Origin of the sequence: Microbulbifer discodermiae (genome assembly GCF_040742695.1) — a bacterium.
Lineage (GTDB): Bacteria > Pseudomonadota > Gammaproteobacteria > Pseudomonadales > Cellvibrionaceae > Microbulbifer.
The window spans coordinates 60,517-74,970 of sequence record NZ_JBFLAB010000021.1 but is presented as its reverse complement, the minus strand read 5'-3'; the positions used below and the strand labels follow the sequence as shown (position 1 = coordinate 74,970).

At 61.5% G+C, this 14,454-nt stretch carries 12 protein-coding genes; 1 reads left to right on the top strand and 11 read right to left on the bottom strand.

The window, feature by feature from the left end; genetic code table 11:
• Positions 1-425 precede the first annotated feature (425 nt).
• A complete protein-coding gene (locus AB1S50_RS09830; RefSeq protein WP_367150447.1) occupies positions 426-2,795 on the bottom strand; it encodes a DUF1631 domain-containing protein in 2,370 nt (789 codons plus the stop codon).
• A gap of 422 nt (positions 2,796-3,217) precedes the next feature.
• Between AB1S50_RS09830 and nadC the strand changes: the two genes are divergently transcribed.
• Positions 3,218-4,072, top strand: coding sequence for a carboxylating nicotinate-nucleotide diphosphorylase (nadC, locus tag AB1S50_RS09825; protein ID WP_367150446.1), 855 nt, complete (start codon positions 3,218-3,220; stop codon positions 4,070-4,072).
• Between the two features lie 13 nt (positions 4,073-4,085).
• On the opposite strand, the gene AB1S50_RS09820 is transcribed toward nadC, so the two are convergent.
• The 10 genes from AB1S50_RS09820 to AB1S50_RS09775 all read right to left on the bottom strand — a co-directional run bounded on the left by AB1S50_RS09820 (position 4,086) and on the right by AB1S50_RS09775 (position 14,228).
• Complete coding sequence (locus AB1S50_RS09820; RefSeq protein ID WP_367150445.1) at positions 4,086-4,808, bottom strand: sulfite exporter TauE/SafE family protein; 723 nt, start codon at positions 4,806-4,808, stop codon at positions 4,086-4,088.
• Positions 4,805-5,005, bottom strand: coding sequence for a cbb3-type cytochrome oxidase assembly protein CcoS (gene ccoS / locus AB1S50_RS09815; protein WP_367150444.1), 201 nt, complete (start codon positions 5,003-5,005; stop codon positions 4,805-4,807). Before ccoS ends, AB1S50_RS09820 begins: the two co-directional genes overlap by 4 nt.
• Complete coding sequence (locus AB1S50_RS09810; RefSeq protein ID WP_367150443.1) at positions 5,006-7,468, bottom strand: heavy metal translocating P-type ATPase; 2,463 nt, start codon at positions 7,466-7,468, stop codon at positions 5,006-5,008. It abuts the gene before it with no gap.
• Positions 7,465-7,986: a FixH family protein gene (locus AB1S50_RS09805; protein WP_367150442.1), complete on the bottom strand. Its 522-nt coding sequence runs from the start codon at positions 7,984-7,986 to the stop codon at positions 7,465-7,467. The genes AB1S50_RS09810 and AB1S50_RS09805 overlap by 4 nt, the downstream gene beginning before the upstream one ends.
• A 46-nt stretch (positions 7,987-8,032) precedes the next feature.
• Complete coding sequence (gene ccoG / locus AB1S50_RS09800; protein ID WP_367150441.1) at positions 8,033-9,451, bottom strand: cytochrome c oxidase accessory protein CcoG; 1,419 nt, start codon at positions 9,449-9,451, stop codon at positions 8,033-8,035.
• Positions 9,452-9,595: 144 nt separating this feature from the next.
• Positions 9,596-10,504, bottom strand: coding sequence for a cytochrome-c oxidase, cbb3-type subunit III (gene ccoP / locus AB1S50_RS09795; RefSeq protein ID WP_367150440.1), 909 nt, complete (start codon positions 10,502-10,504; stop codon positions 9,596-9,598).
• A complete protein-coding gene (locus tag AB1S50_RS09790; protein ID WP_367150439.1) occupies positions 10,501-10,758 on the bottom strand; it encodes a cbb3-type cytochrome oxidase subunit 3 in 258 nt (85 codons plus the stop codon). Before AB1S50_RS09790 ends, ccoP begins: the two co-directional genes overlap by 4 nt.
• 17 nt (positions 10,759-10,775) lie before the next feature.
• A complete protein-coding gene (ccoO, locus tag AB1S50_RS09785; protein ID WP_367150438.1) occupies positions 10,776-11,393 on the bottom strand; it encodes a cytochrome-c oxidase, cbb3-type subunit II in 618 nt (205 codons plus the stop codon).
• An 11-nt stretch (positions 11,394-11,404) separates the two neighbouring features.
• A complete protein-coding gene (ccoN, locus tag AB1S50_RS09780) occupies positions 11,405-12,862 on the bottom strand; it encodes a cytochrome-c oxidase, cbb3-type subunit I (protein WP_367150437.1) in 1,458 nt (485 codons plus the stop codon).
• 145 nt (positions 12,863-13,007) lie between these two features.
• Positions 13,008-14,228 (bottom strand): argininosuccinate synthase, encoded by a 1,221-nt coding sequence (locus AB1S50_RS09775; RefSeq protein ID WP_367150436.1) that lies wholly within the window; start codon positions 14,226-14,228, stop codon positions 13,008-13,010.
• Positions 14,229-14,454: the final 226 nt, after the last annotated feature.

Sequence of the window (14,454 nt, the reverse complement as noted above, 5' to 3'; positions counted from 1 at the left end):
ACGCCTTTTGCGGCGCCTTTTCCTTATCGCTCACGACCACGGCTTTTGGCCGTCGCCGCATAAGGTGGTTTGTCACCAGCACCTGCATGCCGATGACGAGGGGCCACAATCCCTCATCTCTCCCGCAGCTTGCTGCGGCACACTAATGTCGACAGACCCTAGGGCCTGTTGACACTAACTGAGTTGGCCCTGTTGTGACAGAAAAGGTGCCAATCGAGGCAAGAGGAGCGCGGTTTGGTTGTTCCAAATGAGCGACGAGCAACGAAGAGTGGCGCCTTTTCCGGCACAACCCGAAGGGCTGACGCTGGTTTCGCGCCCTGCGGCGTTAGAAATTGCTTATGTGGACCCACCACACAGCGCAATTCCTGCCTTGCAGGCCACAAAACCAATGGCAGCAGGGCTATCTCAGTTAGTGCCAACAGGCCCTAGGTATGACTCCTGGTGCCCCGACGGACATCGTTGATAACCGACTGCAGTGCCCGCTCAAACAGCATGCCGTCATCCAGCGGCATCAACTCCATGCTGCGCAATGCCAGCGCCAGTTCCCGGCGTGAAAACTCCGCCACCTTGGCGCCGTTGCGATTGACGAAAATAAACTGGTCGATATCCCGGATTACCGCAGCCAGGCGACAGCGAAACTGTTCACTGTCGGAGCGTTTGAACTCAAACCAGTTGCCCTGGGACAGGCGGAACGTCTGTTGCCAGTGGGGATCCTCCTCAGAAATCGCCACCTCTTCCGCGGCAGACGGCTCGGCGACCACTTCCGCCGCCGCAGCGACCTCCTGTAATTCCTCCACTTCCGGCAGGGGCGCTTCCGCCTCGCTGCCGCTGACTTCCACTGTTCCGGCGGCCTCCATAGCGGGAGTCTCTTCGAGTGGGGTCTCTTGTGCCTGTGCGGCCTGTTCGCGCTCGGTAAGAATGCGCTGCGCCAGGGCGAACTGTTCGCGATAGATGTCTTTCAGCCCGCCAAACAGCCGCCGCGCCACGAAGGGGCTTACGGACACCATTTCCAGCGTATCCCGCAGCCGCTGCTGCAGGGACGGCAGCAATTGTTGCAGCTGCTGCTGATTTTCCGGCATGGGGGCCTCGACGCTCCAGATCAGGTCGCGCGCTGTCCTCACACCCTTTGCCCAGGCTTCGCTGTCGCTGCCCTCTTTGACACAGATCAGAAACAGGGCGTGATTCCACACCTTTTCCAACCAGTCGGAAACGACACCGGGCAATTCACGCTCGGCGGACAAGGCCTCCAATACCGCGGCCACACGGGCCCGCGCAGCCTGGGTTTTGGCTCGACCATCCGCTTCATCCACAATGCGCTGTTCCAGCATTGCCGCGCGCTTTTTCTCCCTCGCGGTGAAGCTGCGCAGTTGCTGCAGCAGCTGGTCGAAAATGGAGATGTCCTCCTCGAATTCATTCACCACCGAATCCACAACCCTGGCCACTTCGCAGAACAGCGGATCCGTCTCGTATTGTTCCCCGGCCTGCCAGCCAGTACTGGCATCCGCCAGCTCATTGAGTAATTTGCGTGCCGGATGGCCGCCTTTGCTGAAAAAGGATTTATCGGCGATGGCGACTTTGAGCAGCGGAAGCTGCAGGCGCCCCAGGTGACTTTTGACTGGCTCTGCCAGGTTGCGGTCGTCAAGCATAAACGAGAACAGCATTTCCACCAGCTTGATGACGTCCCGATCCGCCTTGGCCAGGGACGCTGAACGCTGTTGTTCCACCAGTTGCTGCTGCAGCAGACTGTTCACATCGAGCAGCTGAGGCCGCGCAGTGAGCGCACTGGCCTGGGCCTGCAGGGCGCCGAGTTGCATCACCAGGTCACTCGGTGCCATGGGCGCCAGTCCCGCCGTGGCGGGCAGCAGTCCGGGGGCGAAGTGGCCACCGCCGGCGCCCAGTTCCGGGCCGGGGCTGCCGGGCGCCTGCCCCCCCGGTGTCATCTGCCCCCCAGCGCGGGCCATCCCGGGACCAGGCCCGGGGGTCGTCGGCTGGGACCGCCGCCTGGCTTCCCGCCGCTGCTGGCGCAGTGTAGGCAGCACCCCCTGCCCCACCAGCAGCTGATTAGCGCTCTGGTAAAAATCGTCGAGATGCTGCACCACATGCTGCTCAAATTTCTTCAGCAGGGTGAGGCGGGCGCGGATATGCAGATTGAGCGGACGCACCGCCTCCACACAGGCGGTACAGATTGCATCCACACCGATAGGGTTGTTCTTGTTGGAGATTTTTTCGCTGTATAGCGTATTCAGGCGCAGTGTCAGTTCGGTGACCTGCTCGCCGTAGGCGCGCTTGGCGCTGGCCACCATGGTATCGACCGCGACCAGTTGCTCCAGATCATCGTTGTGTACCAGCGACAGGTTTTCCGCACCCACGCTTTCGCCGGCTTCAGGCTCTACGGGTGACTGGAAGCCATCGGCAATATTGCCCACAAGGCAGTCCACGACCCGCCCGCGCTCGACCCGCAACAGTCGCAGGGCGTGAAACAAACCGTCCTGTTCCTCCTGCCGGTGCGCGCGCTCCGCCATGGCGAACAGCGAATCATCCACCTTGGCGAACACCTGCTTGACCCGCTCGCGCAGCTGCTCGGTGGCGTAGTCCCGCAGTGCAGTCACCGCCGGAGACAATACTGTTTCGGCTGCTAAAGAAATATCCGGGGCACTGTTACCTCTATGCCGCAGGGAGACCACCTTGCCGTGCTGTTTTTTATCCACATCTTCCTCTGCGTAACTGGCGGACACCCTGTTGGCGCCCTCTATACCCGGCCGGACACCCGGCTGACAGCCATTTTTTCCGGCCATCAGCGGATGCGTCCACCCAAGGGACAGCTAGCGGCTCCCTGCACCACAATTCGGGAAATTTGCGGTTTACGACAGGGTACAGGAGCCACGAGACAAATTTCGGCGCCTTGATTCTACCTCCTCAACCTCTGGCCCTGGCAAGTGCAAATCGCGACTTTGTGATCGTGGTCACAGCCGCCCGGCCAATCTTTGGCAGACCTGCTACAGCAAATAACAATGCGCCTCCGTGGGCGGGGCATGGATAGGCCCTAACAGGGGTGTTCGGGTCGCAAGTCAAGCGTGTAACTGTTTGATTTGTCGTGGAGGGTTTGCGTACATGCGCCGCAAACCCGGGTTGGGGAAAGCCAGGGAAGGCTTTTCAACAATCTGCTGGAGCGCACCCTTTTTGGTAAACTTGCGCCGCGTCGTTTTGAGATTTTGTCATGCACCCCCGAGACTCTGTGATTCCCAACCTGATCCACGATCTGAACCGTTCGGTGAGCACCGCACTGGCGGAAGATGTGGGTACGGGCGATATCTCCGCACAACTGATCCCGGCGGACCGGCGGGCCCGGGCGCGGATCGTTACCCGGGAGGCGTGCACCCTTTGCGGGCGCGCCTGGGTGGACGAAGTGTTCCGGCAGCTGGATCCGGACCTGCGGCTGACCTGGCGCTTTGACGACGGCGACAGAGTTGACGCCGGTGCAGTGCTGCTGGAGTTGGAAGGCAAGGCGCGCTCTATCCTGACCGGCGAGCGCACCGCGCTGAACTTCCTGCAGACTCTGTCCGGCACCGCCACTGTCGCTGCCCACTATGCGGCCTGTGCCGGGAACAACCAGATCCGCGTGCTGGATACCCGCAAGACCATTCCCGGTCTGCGCAGCGCACAGAAATATGCGGTTCTGTGCGGTGGCTGCAACAACCACAGGTTCGGGCTCTACGACGCCTTTCTGATCAAGGAAAACCACATCGCCGCCGCCGGCGGTATCGCCAGCGCAGTGTCCCAGGCCCACGCTATCAAGGCGGACGCGCTGGTGGAAGTAGAGGTGGAGAGTCTGGACGAACTGCGCCAGGCGCTGGCGGCAGGGGCGGATGTGATCATGCTGGATGAGTTCAGTGACGCAGACACCAAAACCGCACTGGAACTGGCACGGGGAAAAGCGCAGATCGAAATTTCCGGCAGCGTCGACAGCGAGCGGCTAAGGCAGCTGGCGCAGCTGGAGGTGGACTCTGTGTCCTGCGGCAGCCTGACCAAACACCTGAGAGCCATAGATCTGTCCCTGCGCATCGACCTGTAAGCGGCGGTCTCGGTCAGTGGTGGTGTGAGTGCTCCGACTGGCCGCTTTGCGGTGCGCTGTGCGGGCCGTGAGCACCGTGGTTTCCGTGGCCGAGCCCGCCCCAGATGGTCCAGAGGCCGAACAGCAGAATGGCACCGGCGAACAGCAGCCGCACCCCGGTTTTCTGTACCAGCCCGCGCACACTGGAAGCCGCCGCCCCGGTCGCCAGCATTGCGGGCACAGTACCCAGCCCGAAGGCCAGCATCGCCAGTGCCGCCGACACGCCGCCACCCTGGGCCAGGGCGAAAGTCAGCGCGCTGTAGACCAGACCGCAGGGCAGCCAGCCCCACACAGCCCCCAGGGCCAGCGCCTGGGAAGAAGAGCGCACCGGCAGCAGCCGCGCTGACAGAGGTTGCAGATATCGCCACAAATAAGCGCCGCCGCGCTCCAGCCACACCAGCCCACGCCACCAGCCGGCGATGTACAGTGCCATGGCCACCAGCATGACCCCGGCAATCACACGCAGCGGGCCCAGCGCCGGCACCAGTGCCGCGCCCAGGGCGCCGACGATCGCGCCCATCAATGTATAGCTGCCCAGGCGCCCGGCGGAGTAGGACAGCAGCTGCTGCCATTCAGTTTTACCGCTGTCGGAGGCCATGCCCAGAGCACCGGCGATACCGCCGCACATACCGATACAGTGGCCGCTGCCGAGAAATCCAACTGCCAGAGCCGCGGCGATGAAACCCCAGTCGGTCACGGGTGCTGCTCCGGCTTCGCCGGCGCCTCACCGTCGCCCTGTAACCCTGTTCCCTCCCGTTCATCGTCGAACAGGATACGCCGCCCTTCGGTTTCCAGGTCGTCGTACTGACCGCTGTTGACGGCCCAGAAAAAAACTTTCACCGCGATGGCGACGAATAGGATGGCGATGGGGATCAGGAAATACAGACTGCTCATTCAGTGATCTCCCGGTCCGGCCAGGGCCGCACCGGTTACATTGGTTGTGGATGGGCGGGATTCCCCCGCCGGCTGCCAGCGCGACAGGCGCAGTGAATTCAACACCACGATCAGCGAACTGGCCGACATGCCCAATGCCGCCACCCAGGGCGGGACCAGCCCGCAGGCCGCCAGTGGCAGCGCCAGTGCATTGTAACCCAGGGCCCACAGCAGATTCTGACGGATTATGTGCCGGCAGCGGCGCGCCAGCAGCAACGCCCGGGGTAATACCCGGAGATCGCCGCGCAACAGAATGGCGTCCGCCCTGGACTGGGCCAGGTCGGCGGCGGACAGCATGGCCACGGACCCATCGGCGCCGGACAGCACCGGCACGTCATTGATGCCGTCGCCCACCATCAGCACCCGTTCTCCGGCCTCCTGGAGGCTGCGCAAATGAGCCAGTTTGTCTTCCGGTGAGACACCGGCACGGTATTGGTCGATACCCACCACTGCAGCGAGGCGCGCCACCTCAGGGGAGGGGTCGCCGCTGAGCAGCTCCGCTTTCAGTCCGACATCCTGCAGCTGCGCCAACGCCATCTGTGCGGAGGGGCGCAGCCGGTCCCCGATCAGTATCCAGGCGATGGGTCCGTCGTCGTCCCCCAGCAGCAGCCACTGCCCCTCCCCCCCGGGTATCGCAGGTGCGGCCTGGGCGGCGAAATCCGGGCGGCCCAGGCGCAAGCACTGGCCCTGGACCCGTCCCTCGACACCCTGCCCTGTGTGCACCCGTACGTCAGATGCGGCCAGCTGGCCGGACCAGGCGCGAAAGGCCCGCGCCAGGGGGTGGCCGGTCTGCCATTCCAGCGCGCCGGCCACCTGCCGGACCCGCTGCTCGCACCAGCTTTCCCGCAACAATTGAATCCGCACCACCTGGGGCTCCCCAAGGGTCAGGGTTCCGGTCTTGTCCAGCACAACCCGTGTGATCCCCGGCAATGTTTGCAGCAGGTGTCCCCCGGCCACCAGAAGTCCCAGCTGCTGCAGCCTAAGGGTCGCCGCCGCCAGTGCGGCGGGGGTGGCCAGGGACAGGGCGCAGGGGCAGGTGACCACCAGTACCGACAGAGCCACCCAAAAGGCCCGCTGCGGATCTATCTGCCACCACACCGCAAAGGCTGCGGCCGCAATAACCAGCACCGCGCCGACGAAGACACCGGCGATACGGTCCGCCAGGGCTACCTGTTTCGGCTTGTGAAGCTGCGCATCCTCCACCAGTCGCTCGATGGCCGACAGGCGTGTGAATTTACCCGCTGCAGTCACCCGCACCTCCAGCGCTGAATCGCCGTTGACGCTGCCGGCAAACACCTGGCTGCCTTTTTCTTTCTGCTGCAGGGCTGCCTCTCCACTGAGCAGGGATTCGTCCACGCCGCTGCTGCCGTCGACCACCTCGCCATCCGCGGGGATAGTGTCCCCCGGTCGCAACAGGATGCGATCATCGACGCGCAAGGCGGTCACCGGCACAGACCGGGCCCCGTGCGCTCCCATCCGGTTTGCGGTCAGAGGCAGCAGCTGCGCCAGGCCACCGCTGGCGAGTCCGGCCCTGTGGCGGGCGCGCATCTCCACTGTCCGCCCCAGCAACAGGAAGAAGGTAAACATGGAGATAGACTCGAAATAGACTTCGCCCACATCGAACAGAGTGGCGTAAAAGCTGGCGGCGTAGGCCAGCCCGATCGCCAGCGACACCGGCACATCCATACTCAAATGGCGCCCGGTCAGGCTGCGCCAGGCGGCGGCGAAAAATGGTCGCGCAGCGTAGAAGACGACGGGTGTGGCGATCAGAAGGGAGACCCAGCGCAGATAGCGTTCCAGTTCTCGATCGATACCGGTGGCGGCACCGAAGTAAAGCGCCACGGCGAACATCATCACCTGCATGGTGCCCAGCCCGGCCACACCCAGGCGGCGCAACGCCGCCCGCCGCTCCGTTTGGATCAGCTGTTCGCTGTTGCCGGCGGTGGCCGCGGCCGGGCGGTAACCGATACGCGCCAGTTCGGTGAACAGGGCACTGGGCTGCAACCGGGCGGGGTCGAAGCAAATCTGCGCCCGCTGGGTACTGGCGTTGACGGAAACCCGCTCCACCCCATCCAGGCGTCCCAGGTGTTTCTCGATCAGCCACACACAGGCCGCACAGCTGATACCGCCTACCAGCAGTGCGGCGATTTTGGCTCCCTGGTCCGAATCGCGCACAAACTCCGCCTGCACCTCGGGCAGGTCGTATGCCTGCCACTGGGAGGGATCCGGCGTGCCCTGATCCGGGCGTTCGTTGCGCGCATCGCGGTAGCGATAAAAACTGTCCAGGCCGCCGGCGACGATGGCCCCCGCCACCGCCTGGCAACCGGGGCAGCACATGGGCCGCTCGGTGCCGCCGATCAATACCGGAAAGGAACTACCGGGCGCTACCGGCAGACCGCAGTGAAAACAATTGACAGCTGTCATTGGCTCGCCGGGTTGAGGGGAGCGGCCCGACCCAGGTCGAAATTGATCTCCCCGGTCAGGCGCCACGCCGCCTGCAGGTGCCGGTCCGGATCCAGCTCCGGCATCAGGCGCAGGTACCAGCGGTGCCGCATATCCCCGTCGAAGCTGCCGCTATAGCGGCTGGCGGCAACCCGGGACAGTAAGATATTGCGATCCAGGTTCGCCTCCACCGGGTGGCTGAGGGTCAGCAACAACTGTGGCGGCAAGTCAAAATCGCCATTGAGTTCCAGGGTCACCGCCTGGCCCTCAAACTGCAACAGGCCCGCCAGTCCCAGCTGGCGGGCCTTTTCATCCTGCTCGGCGGTGTAGTGATACATGAGGCCGTCTTTGTAATAGGTGTCGCTGACGGTATCGTCGGCGTACCGCACGGCGATGGAGACCATTACCAGGGTCACCAGGACCACCAGCACCAGTGGCGCCATCACCAGCCACAGCCAGGGTTCCCGATACCAGGGTCTGGTGGTTTGTTTCGTCACCATATTAACCGCCTCTCAGGGCCCGCAGCCCGTCACTCTTTCCCTGCCCTTACCTTTTGGGGCCAATAAAAACTGTCTGGTGCCGGTCCTGCAGCTCCGGCTGATCCACCGCTTGCACCACGATATGGATATCGTGCTTGCTATCCCGCAGTTGACCCTTGGGCACACTGACACGAATCGGCACCGCGTAAATTTCCCCGGACTCCACGTAAATCTGTCGCGGCTTGCGCAGTGAGTAATCCACACCCTCGCGGCCCTCGACGCGAATGGAAAACTCGTGCGCAGTCCGATCCATATTATTGATTTTCACCGTGTAGACATTCTGGATATCGCCTCGGTATTCCCGGTACATACGGGCGCCCCGGTCGCGCAGCACTTCCGCCTCGACCGGGCTCCGCGTCAGCAGCTGATAACTGAACAATCCAACCATCGCCGCCAGCACCAATGCGTAGCCAAACAGGCGCGGCCGCAGATAATTGGTCTTGCCGGTCTCCAGCTCGTCCTCGGAGGTAAAGCGGATCAGTCCGCGCGGATAGCCCATTTTGTCCATGACACTGTTGCAGGCGTCCACACACAGGCCACAGTTGATACATTCATACTGCATCCCATCGCGGATATCGATATCCACCGGACAGACCTGGACACACCAGTAGCAGTCGATGCAGTCGCCCAGCCCTTCAGACTGGTAATCGATACCTTTCTTGCGCGGCCCGCGGGTCTCGCCCCGGCGCGCATCATACTGAACCGCCAGTGTGTCCTGGTCGTACATCACCGACTGGAAACGCGCGTAAGGGCACATGTATTTGCAGACCTGCTCGCGCAAAAAACCCGCATTAAAGAAAGTCGCCAGCGTGAAAAAAGCCACCCAGAAAACCGCTTGCGGGTGTGCTTTCAGGCTGGCGAGATCCACCACCAGATCGCGGATACCGTAGAAATAACCCACAAAGGCCAGCGCCGTGGCGGCGGCGATCAACAGCCAGATGGCGTAGGTGCCGGATTTGCGCAGGGCCTTTTCCAGGCTCCAGGGCGCGGCGTCAAGTTTGATGCGCTTGGCCCTGTCCCCCTCGCACAGCCTTTCCGCCCACATAAACATCATGGTCCACACCGTCTGCGGACAGGTAAAACCACACCAGACCCGCCCGAGCCAGGTGGTGACAGCGAACAGCGCGAACGCCGCCATGATCAGTATCCAGGCCAGCAGGAAGCCATCCTGGGGGCCGAAAGTAGACCAGAGAATGTGGAATTTGCGCTCCGGCAGATCAAACAACACAGCCTGGCGGCCTTCCAGATTGATCCAGGGTATAAAGAAGAAAGCGGCCAGCAGCGGCAGACCGGTGTATTTGCGGACGCGGGTGTAAATGCCGCTGATATGGCGGGTATAAACCTTATCGTCGGACTCGTAGAGCATGCGATAGCGCACCTGGCCATCGCCCTCCTGCTCTTCCCGTGTGGGGATCAGATCACTCACGAAAAACCTCACTTTGGCTCCGGGCAGCGGGGAGCACTCTTCGTCAGCTAAACAATGAGGCTTTTGTTCTTCGTCCCTGCGCGCCCGTGTTGTCAGGCCCCTCGCCGGCGGCGGATGGGGCCGGTGCTTCCACTCAGCGGCGGCTCACTGCTCCACCTCTTCCTGCCGGGACAGGCTGTATACATAGGCGGCCACCAGGCGGATCTTGTCGTCGCGCAGCTTGTCGCTCTGCGACGGCATCTGGTTGCTGCGACCGCCGCGAATGGTGTGCTGAATCTGCTCGCGACTGCTGCCATAGAGCCAGATATTATTGGTCAGGTTGGGCGCACCGATTGCCTGGTTTCCCTTGGCGTCCAGCCCGTGACAGGCCATACATACGCGGTCGAACACCTGCTTGCCCTGTGCGGCCATCTCCGCATTGTGCTCCAGGCCGTTCAGCGCCAGCACATACTCGGCGGTATTTCGCACACCCTCTTCACCGATAATCGGCTCCTGTGGCGGCATCACTCCCTGGCGCCCCTGGTACAGGGTTTGCAGAATCTTTTCCGGGGTGCCGCCGTAGAGCCAGTCATCATCGCTGAGATTGGGGAAACCATAGTTGCCGCCACCATCGGCGCCGTGGCAGACGGCGCAGTTATTGGCAAAGATGCGCGCACCCATTTTCAGCGCCTGGGGATTCTCGGCAATCTGCTCCACTGGCATCTGCGCGTATTTGCCAAAAGTCTGGTCAAATTTCTCCATTGCCTTTTCCTGGCTGCGTTCCAGCTGCCCCACGGAGGTCCAGCCGGCGATGCCCTTGAAGTTGCCCATGCCCGGGTAGATGACCAGATAAATGGCGGAGAAAATCAGCGTGCCGACAAACAGCATAAACCACCAGCGCGGCAGAGGGTTGTCGTATTCCTCAATACCGTCGTAGACGTGCCCGGTGGTCTCGTTACCGGGTTCATCCTGGTCGCTCACCGCCACCTTGCGGTTGGCAAACAACACCCAGATGATCAGTGCCAGGTTGGCGAGGGTGAGTACTATGACCCATAAACTCCAGAATGTACTCATTGCTTGTCCTGCCCCTTGTTCTGTTCCGCCGAAGGCGGGTGCTCTTGTCCCCCACCCGCGACCGATTCGTCTTCTATATCTTTTCCATCCGCCTTGTAGGCTGCGCGCCGCGACTGCTCCTCATCTGCGAATGGCAGCTGGGCGTCCTCTTCGAAGCGCTTTTTGCGCTTGGGGGAAAAAGCCCACCAGCATATGGCGATGAAGGCCACAGCTCCGAGTACGACAGCGATCTGACGCAATACATTGATATCCATCTGTGGGTACTCCCTGTTCAGCGCTTCTGTTGCACCAGGACACCCAGCTGTTGCAGGTAGGCCACCAGTGCGTCGATTTCCTTCACCCGACCACCCACGAAAGGCTCGCGCGCCTTGGCAATATCTTCGTCCGTATAAGGCACACCGGCGAAGCGCAGAGCGCGCATCTTATTGGCGGTGTGCTCGCCGGTGACCACATTGTCGAACAACCAGGGGAAGGCGGGCATATTGGATTCCGGCACCACATTGCGCGGGTTGTACAGGTGGGCCCTGTGCCACTCATCGGAATAGCGGCCACCAACCCGGGCCAGATCCGGACCTGTGCGCTTGGAACCCCACAGGAAGGGGTGTTCGTACACATTCTCCTGCGCCATGGAATAGTGGCCGTAACGTTCCACCTCAGCCCGCAGCGGCCGCACCATTTGCGTGTGGCAGACGTGACAGCCCTCGCGGATGTAGATATCGCGGCCCTCCAGAACCACCGGATCCCAGGGCTTGAGTCCCGCTATCGGCTCATTGTTCGCCTTGATAAAAAACTGTGGAACTATCTCCACCAGCGCTCCGAAGCTGATGGCGACAATGATAAAGAGCACCATCAGGCCAATGTTTTTCTCGACGATGTCATGGTTTTTCATTGCCTGGTCTCCTACTGTGCGGGCTGGGCGAGCGGCACTGTGTTGTCCTGCTGGGCGGAGTTCTCTTTGTCCGTCACCGTGCGGTACACGTTGTAGGCCATCAGCAGCATCCCGATCAGGAAGAAAGCACCACCGATAAAGCGCACGATATAGCCCGGATAGCTGGCGATGACGCTCTCCACAAAGCTGTAGGTGAGGGTGCCGTCGGCGTTGAAGGCGCGCCACATCAGCCCCTGAGTGATGCCGTTGACCCACATGGCGGCGATATACAGCACCGTGCCCACGGTCGCCAGCCAGAAGTGCGCATTGATCAGTTTCACGCTATACATCTCCTTGCGGTGGAACAGCACCGGCACCAGGTGATAGAGGGCACCGATGGAAATCATCGCCACCCAGCCCAGGGCACCGGAATGCACGTGGCCGATGGTCCAGTCTGTATTGTGGGACAGGGCATTCACCGTCTTGATGGACATCATCGGGCCTTCAAAAGTGGACATGCCGTAGAAAGACAGGGACACCACCAGGAAACGCAGGGTTGGGTCGGTGCGCAACTTGTGCCATGCACCGGACAGGGTCATGATGCCGTTGATCATGCCCCCCCAGGACGGAGCCAATAGAATCACGGACATGATCATCGCCAGACTCTGAGTCCAGTCCGGCAGGGCTGAATAGTGCAAATGGTGGCCGCCGGCCCACACGTAGATGGAGATCAGGGCCCAAAAGTGCACTATGGACAGCTGGTAGGAATAGATTGGGCGACCGGCCTGTTTTGGCACAAAGTAATACATGATGCCGAGGAAAGCCGCGGTCAGGAAAAAGCCCACTGCATTGTGGCCGTACCACCACTGGATCATGGCATCAGTGGTACCGGCAAACAGGGAATAGGATTTGAAGGCCGAGACCGGCACTTCCAGATTGTTAACAACGTACAAGAAGGCAATAGTGACGATATAGGCGCCAAAGAACCAGTTCGCCACATAAATGTGGGAAGTGCGGCGTTTGGCAATGGTACCGAAGAACACCAACGCATAGGCGATCCAAATCACTGTCACCAGAATATCGATCGGCCACTCCAGCTCCGCGTACTCCTTGGTGGTGGTCAGGCCCATGGGCAGGGTGATCGCCGCCGCCACTATGACCACCTGCCAGCCCCAGAAGGTAAACGGCACCAGCCACCCCCCCCATAGCGGGGTCTGGCAGGTGCGCTGCACCACGTAATAGGAAGTAGCGAACAACACACTGCCACCGAACGCGAAAATCACCGCGTTGGTATGCAGGGGGCGCAGGCGGCCGAAGTGGCTGAACGGCTGGAAAAAGTCGTTCAGCTCCGGCCACGCCAGCTGAGCCGCGAGCAGTACCCCGACACCCATACCGACGATGCCCCAGACCACCGACATAATGGTGAACTGGCGTACGATTTTGTAGTCATAGTCCAGCGCAGGGCCGGTCTTTGCCACGGTTGTCGTCATTTTATTACTTCCGTTGCTTGGTAAGGTTCGTTTCCACTAAACATGCGGCAGCCCGCCGTTAGATTTACAGCTACATCCAATCAAAGTAGTCTGAGCCGTCCCGCAGGCGACGATTTAAACGCATCATTCACCCGCAGAAACTGATCTAGATCAGTTTTCGCTCCTTGCGGGCCGCGATGCGCAGACGCAGGGCGTTCAATTTGATGAATCCCTCCGCATCCTTCTGGTTGTATGCGCCGGCATCCTCTTCAAAAGTGGCGATACGCTCGTCGAATAAGCTGTCCGCCGACCGGCGCCCAACACAGGTGACGCCGCCCTTGTAGAGCTTCAGCCGCACGTCGCCATTGACCACCTTTTGCGAATCGTCAATGGCCAGTTGCAGCATCTGGCGCTCCGGCGACCACCAGTAACCGTTGTAAATCAACTGCGCGTAGCGCGGCATCAACTCGTCTTTCAGGTGCGCGACTTCGCGATCGAGGGTAATCGACTCAATGGCCCGGTGGGCCTTCAGCAGTATGGTGCCACCGGGAGTCTCGTAGCAGCCGCGGGACTTCATGCCCACATAGCGGTTTTCCACGATATCCAGCCGGCCTATGCCGTTGGCGCCCCCGAGCCTGTTCAGGGTTGCCAGCATGGTGGCGGGACTCAGTGGCTCGCCATCCAAGGCCACGGCATCGCCCCGGTCGAACGTCAGCGTAATATAGGTGGGCTCGTCGGGCGCGGCCTCGGGGCTGACACTCCAGCGCCACATGTCCTCTTCCGCCTCTGCCCAAGGGTTCTCGAGGATTCCCCCCTCATAGGAGATATGCAACAGGTTGGCGTCCATGGAGTAGGGGGACTTCTTCTTGCCGGAGGCAAAATCCACCGGGATCTTGTGCTGCGCACAGTACTGCATCAACTTCTCGCGGGAATTCAGATCCCACTCCCGCCAGGGCGCTATCACCTGGATACCGGGTTTTAGCGCATAGGCACCCAGCTCGAAGCGCACCTGATCGTTGCCCTTGCCGGTGGCGCCGTGGGAGATGGCGTCGGCCCCTGTCTCATTCGCGATCTCGATCAGGCGTTTGGCGATCAGCGGCCGGGCGATGGAAGTGCCGAGCAGGTATTCGCCCTCGTAAATGGTGTTGGCCCGGAACATGGGGAAGACGAAGTCCCGCACGAACTCCTCGCGCAGATCATCGATGTAGATCTCTTTCACCCCCAGTGCCTCGGCCTTGGCGCGCGCCGGTTCCACCTCTTCGCCCTGGCCGATATCCGCGGTAAAAGTGACCACTTCACAGTCGTAACTGTCCTGGAGCCAGCGCACTATCACAGAGGTGTCCAGCCCTCCGGAGTACGCCAGCACTACCTTGTCGATCCTGCTCATCGGTTTCCCCTGCCGGCGGACGCCGCCACCGGTAACAATGCCGCGGGCGCAACTACCCTGCGGAGTTCAATTAGAGTGTCAGTCTGGGAGAATTATTGTTGGAGATGTGCCCAGGAACGGCGGCAGTGCCGCCCTTTTTCCGGGCGCGATTGTAGCCTCTCCGACCGCCGCCGGCCAGCGCCGGGGTACCCTCGCACCCAAATAGCTCGATTAATATACAATGCCA

Bases quoted from the DNA above. Each gene is read 5' to 3' on its own strand.
- ccoP (WP_367150440.1), bottom strand. From the start codon at position 10,504: ATGAGTACATTCTGGAGTTTATGGGTCATAGTACTCACCCTCGCCAAC.
- AB1S50_RS09775 (WP_367150436.1), bottom strand. From the start codon at position 14,228: ATGAGCAGGATCGACAAGGTAGTGCTGGCGTACTCCGGAGGGCTGGAC.
- ccoS (WP_367150444.1), bottom strand. From the start codon at position 5,005: ATGAGCAGTCTGTATTTCCTGATCCCCATCGCCATCCTATTCGTCGCC.
- ccoO (WP_367150438.1), bottom strand. From the start codon at position 11,393: ATGAAAAACCATGACATCGTCGAGAAAAACATTGGCCTGATGGTGCTC.
- ccoN (WP_367150437.1), bottom strand. From the start codon at position 12,862: ATGACGACAACCGTGGCAAAGACCGGCCCTGCGCTGGACTATGACTAC.
- AB1S50_RS09790 (WP_367150439.1), bottom strand. From the start codon at position 10,758: ATGGATATCAATGTATTGCGTCAGATCGCTGTCGTACTCGGAGCTGTG.
- nadC (WP_367150446.1), top strand. From the start codon at position 3,218: ATGCACCCCCGAGACTCTGTGATTCCCAACCTGATCCACGATCTGAAC.
- AB1S50_RS09810 (WP_367150443.1), bottom strand. From the start codon at position 7,468: ATGACAGCTGTCAATTGTTTTCACTGCGGTCTGCCGGTAGCGCCCGGT.
- AB1S50_RS09805 (WP_367150442.1), bottom strand. From the start codon at position 7,986: ATGGTGACGAAACAAACCACCAGACCCTGGTATCGGGAACCCTGGCTG.
- AB1S50_RS09830 (WP_367150447.1), bottom strand. From the start codon at position 2,795: ATGGCCGGAAAAAATGGCTGTCAGCCGGGTGTCCGGCCGGGTATAGAG.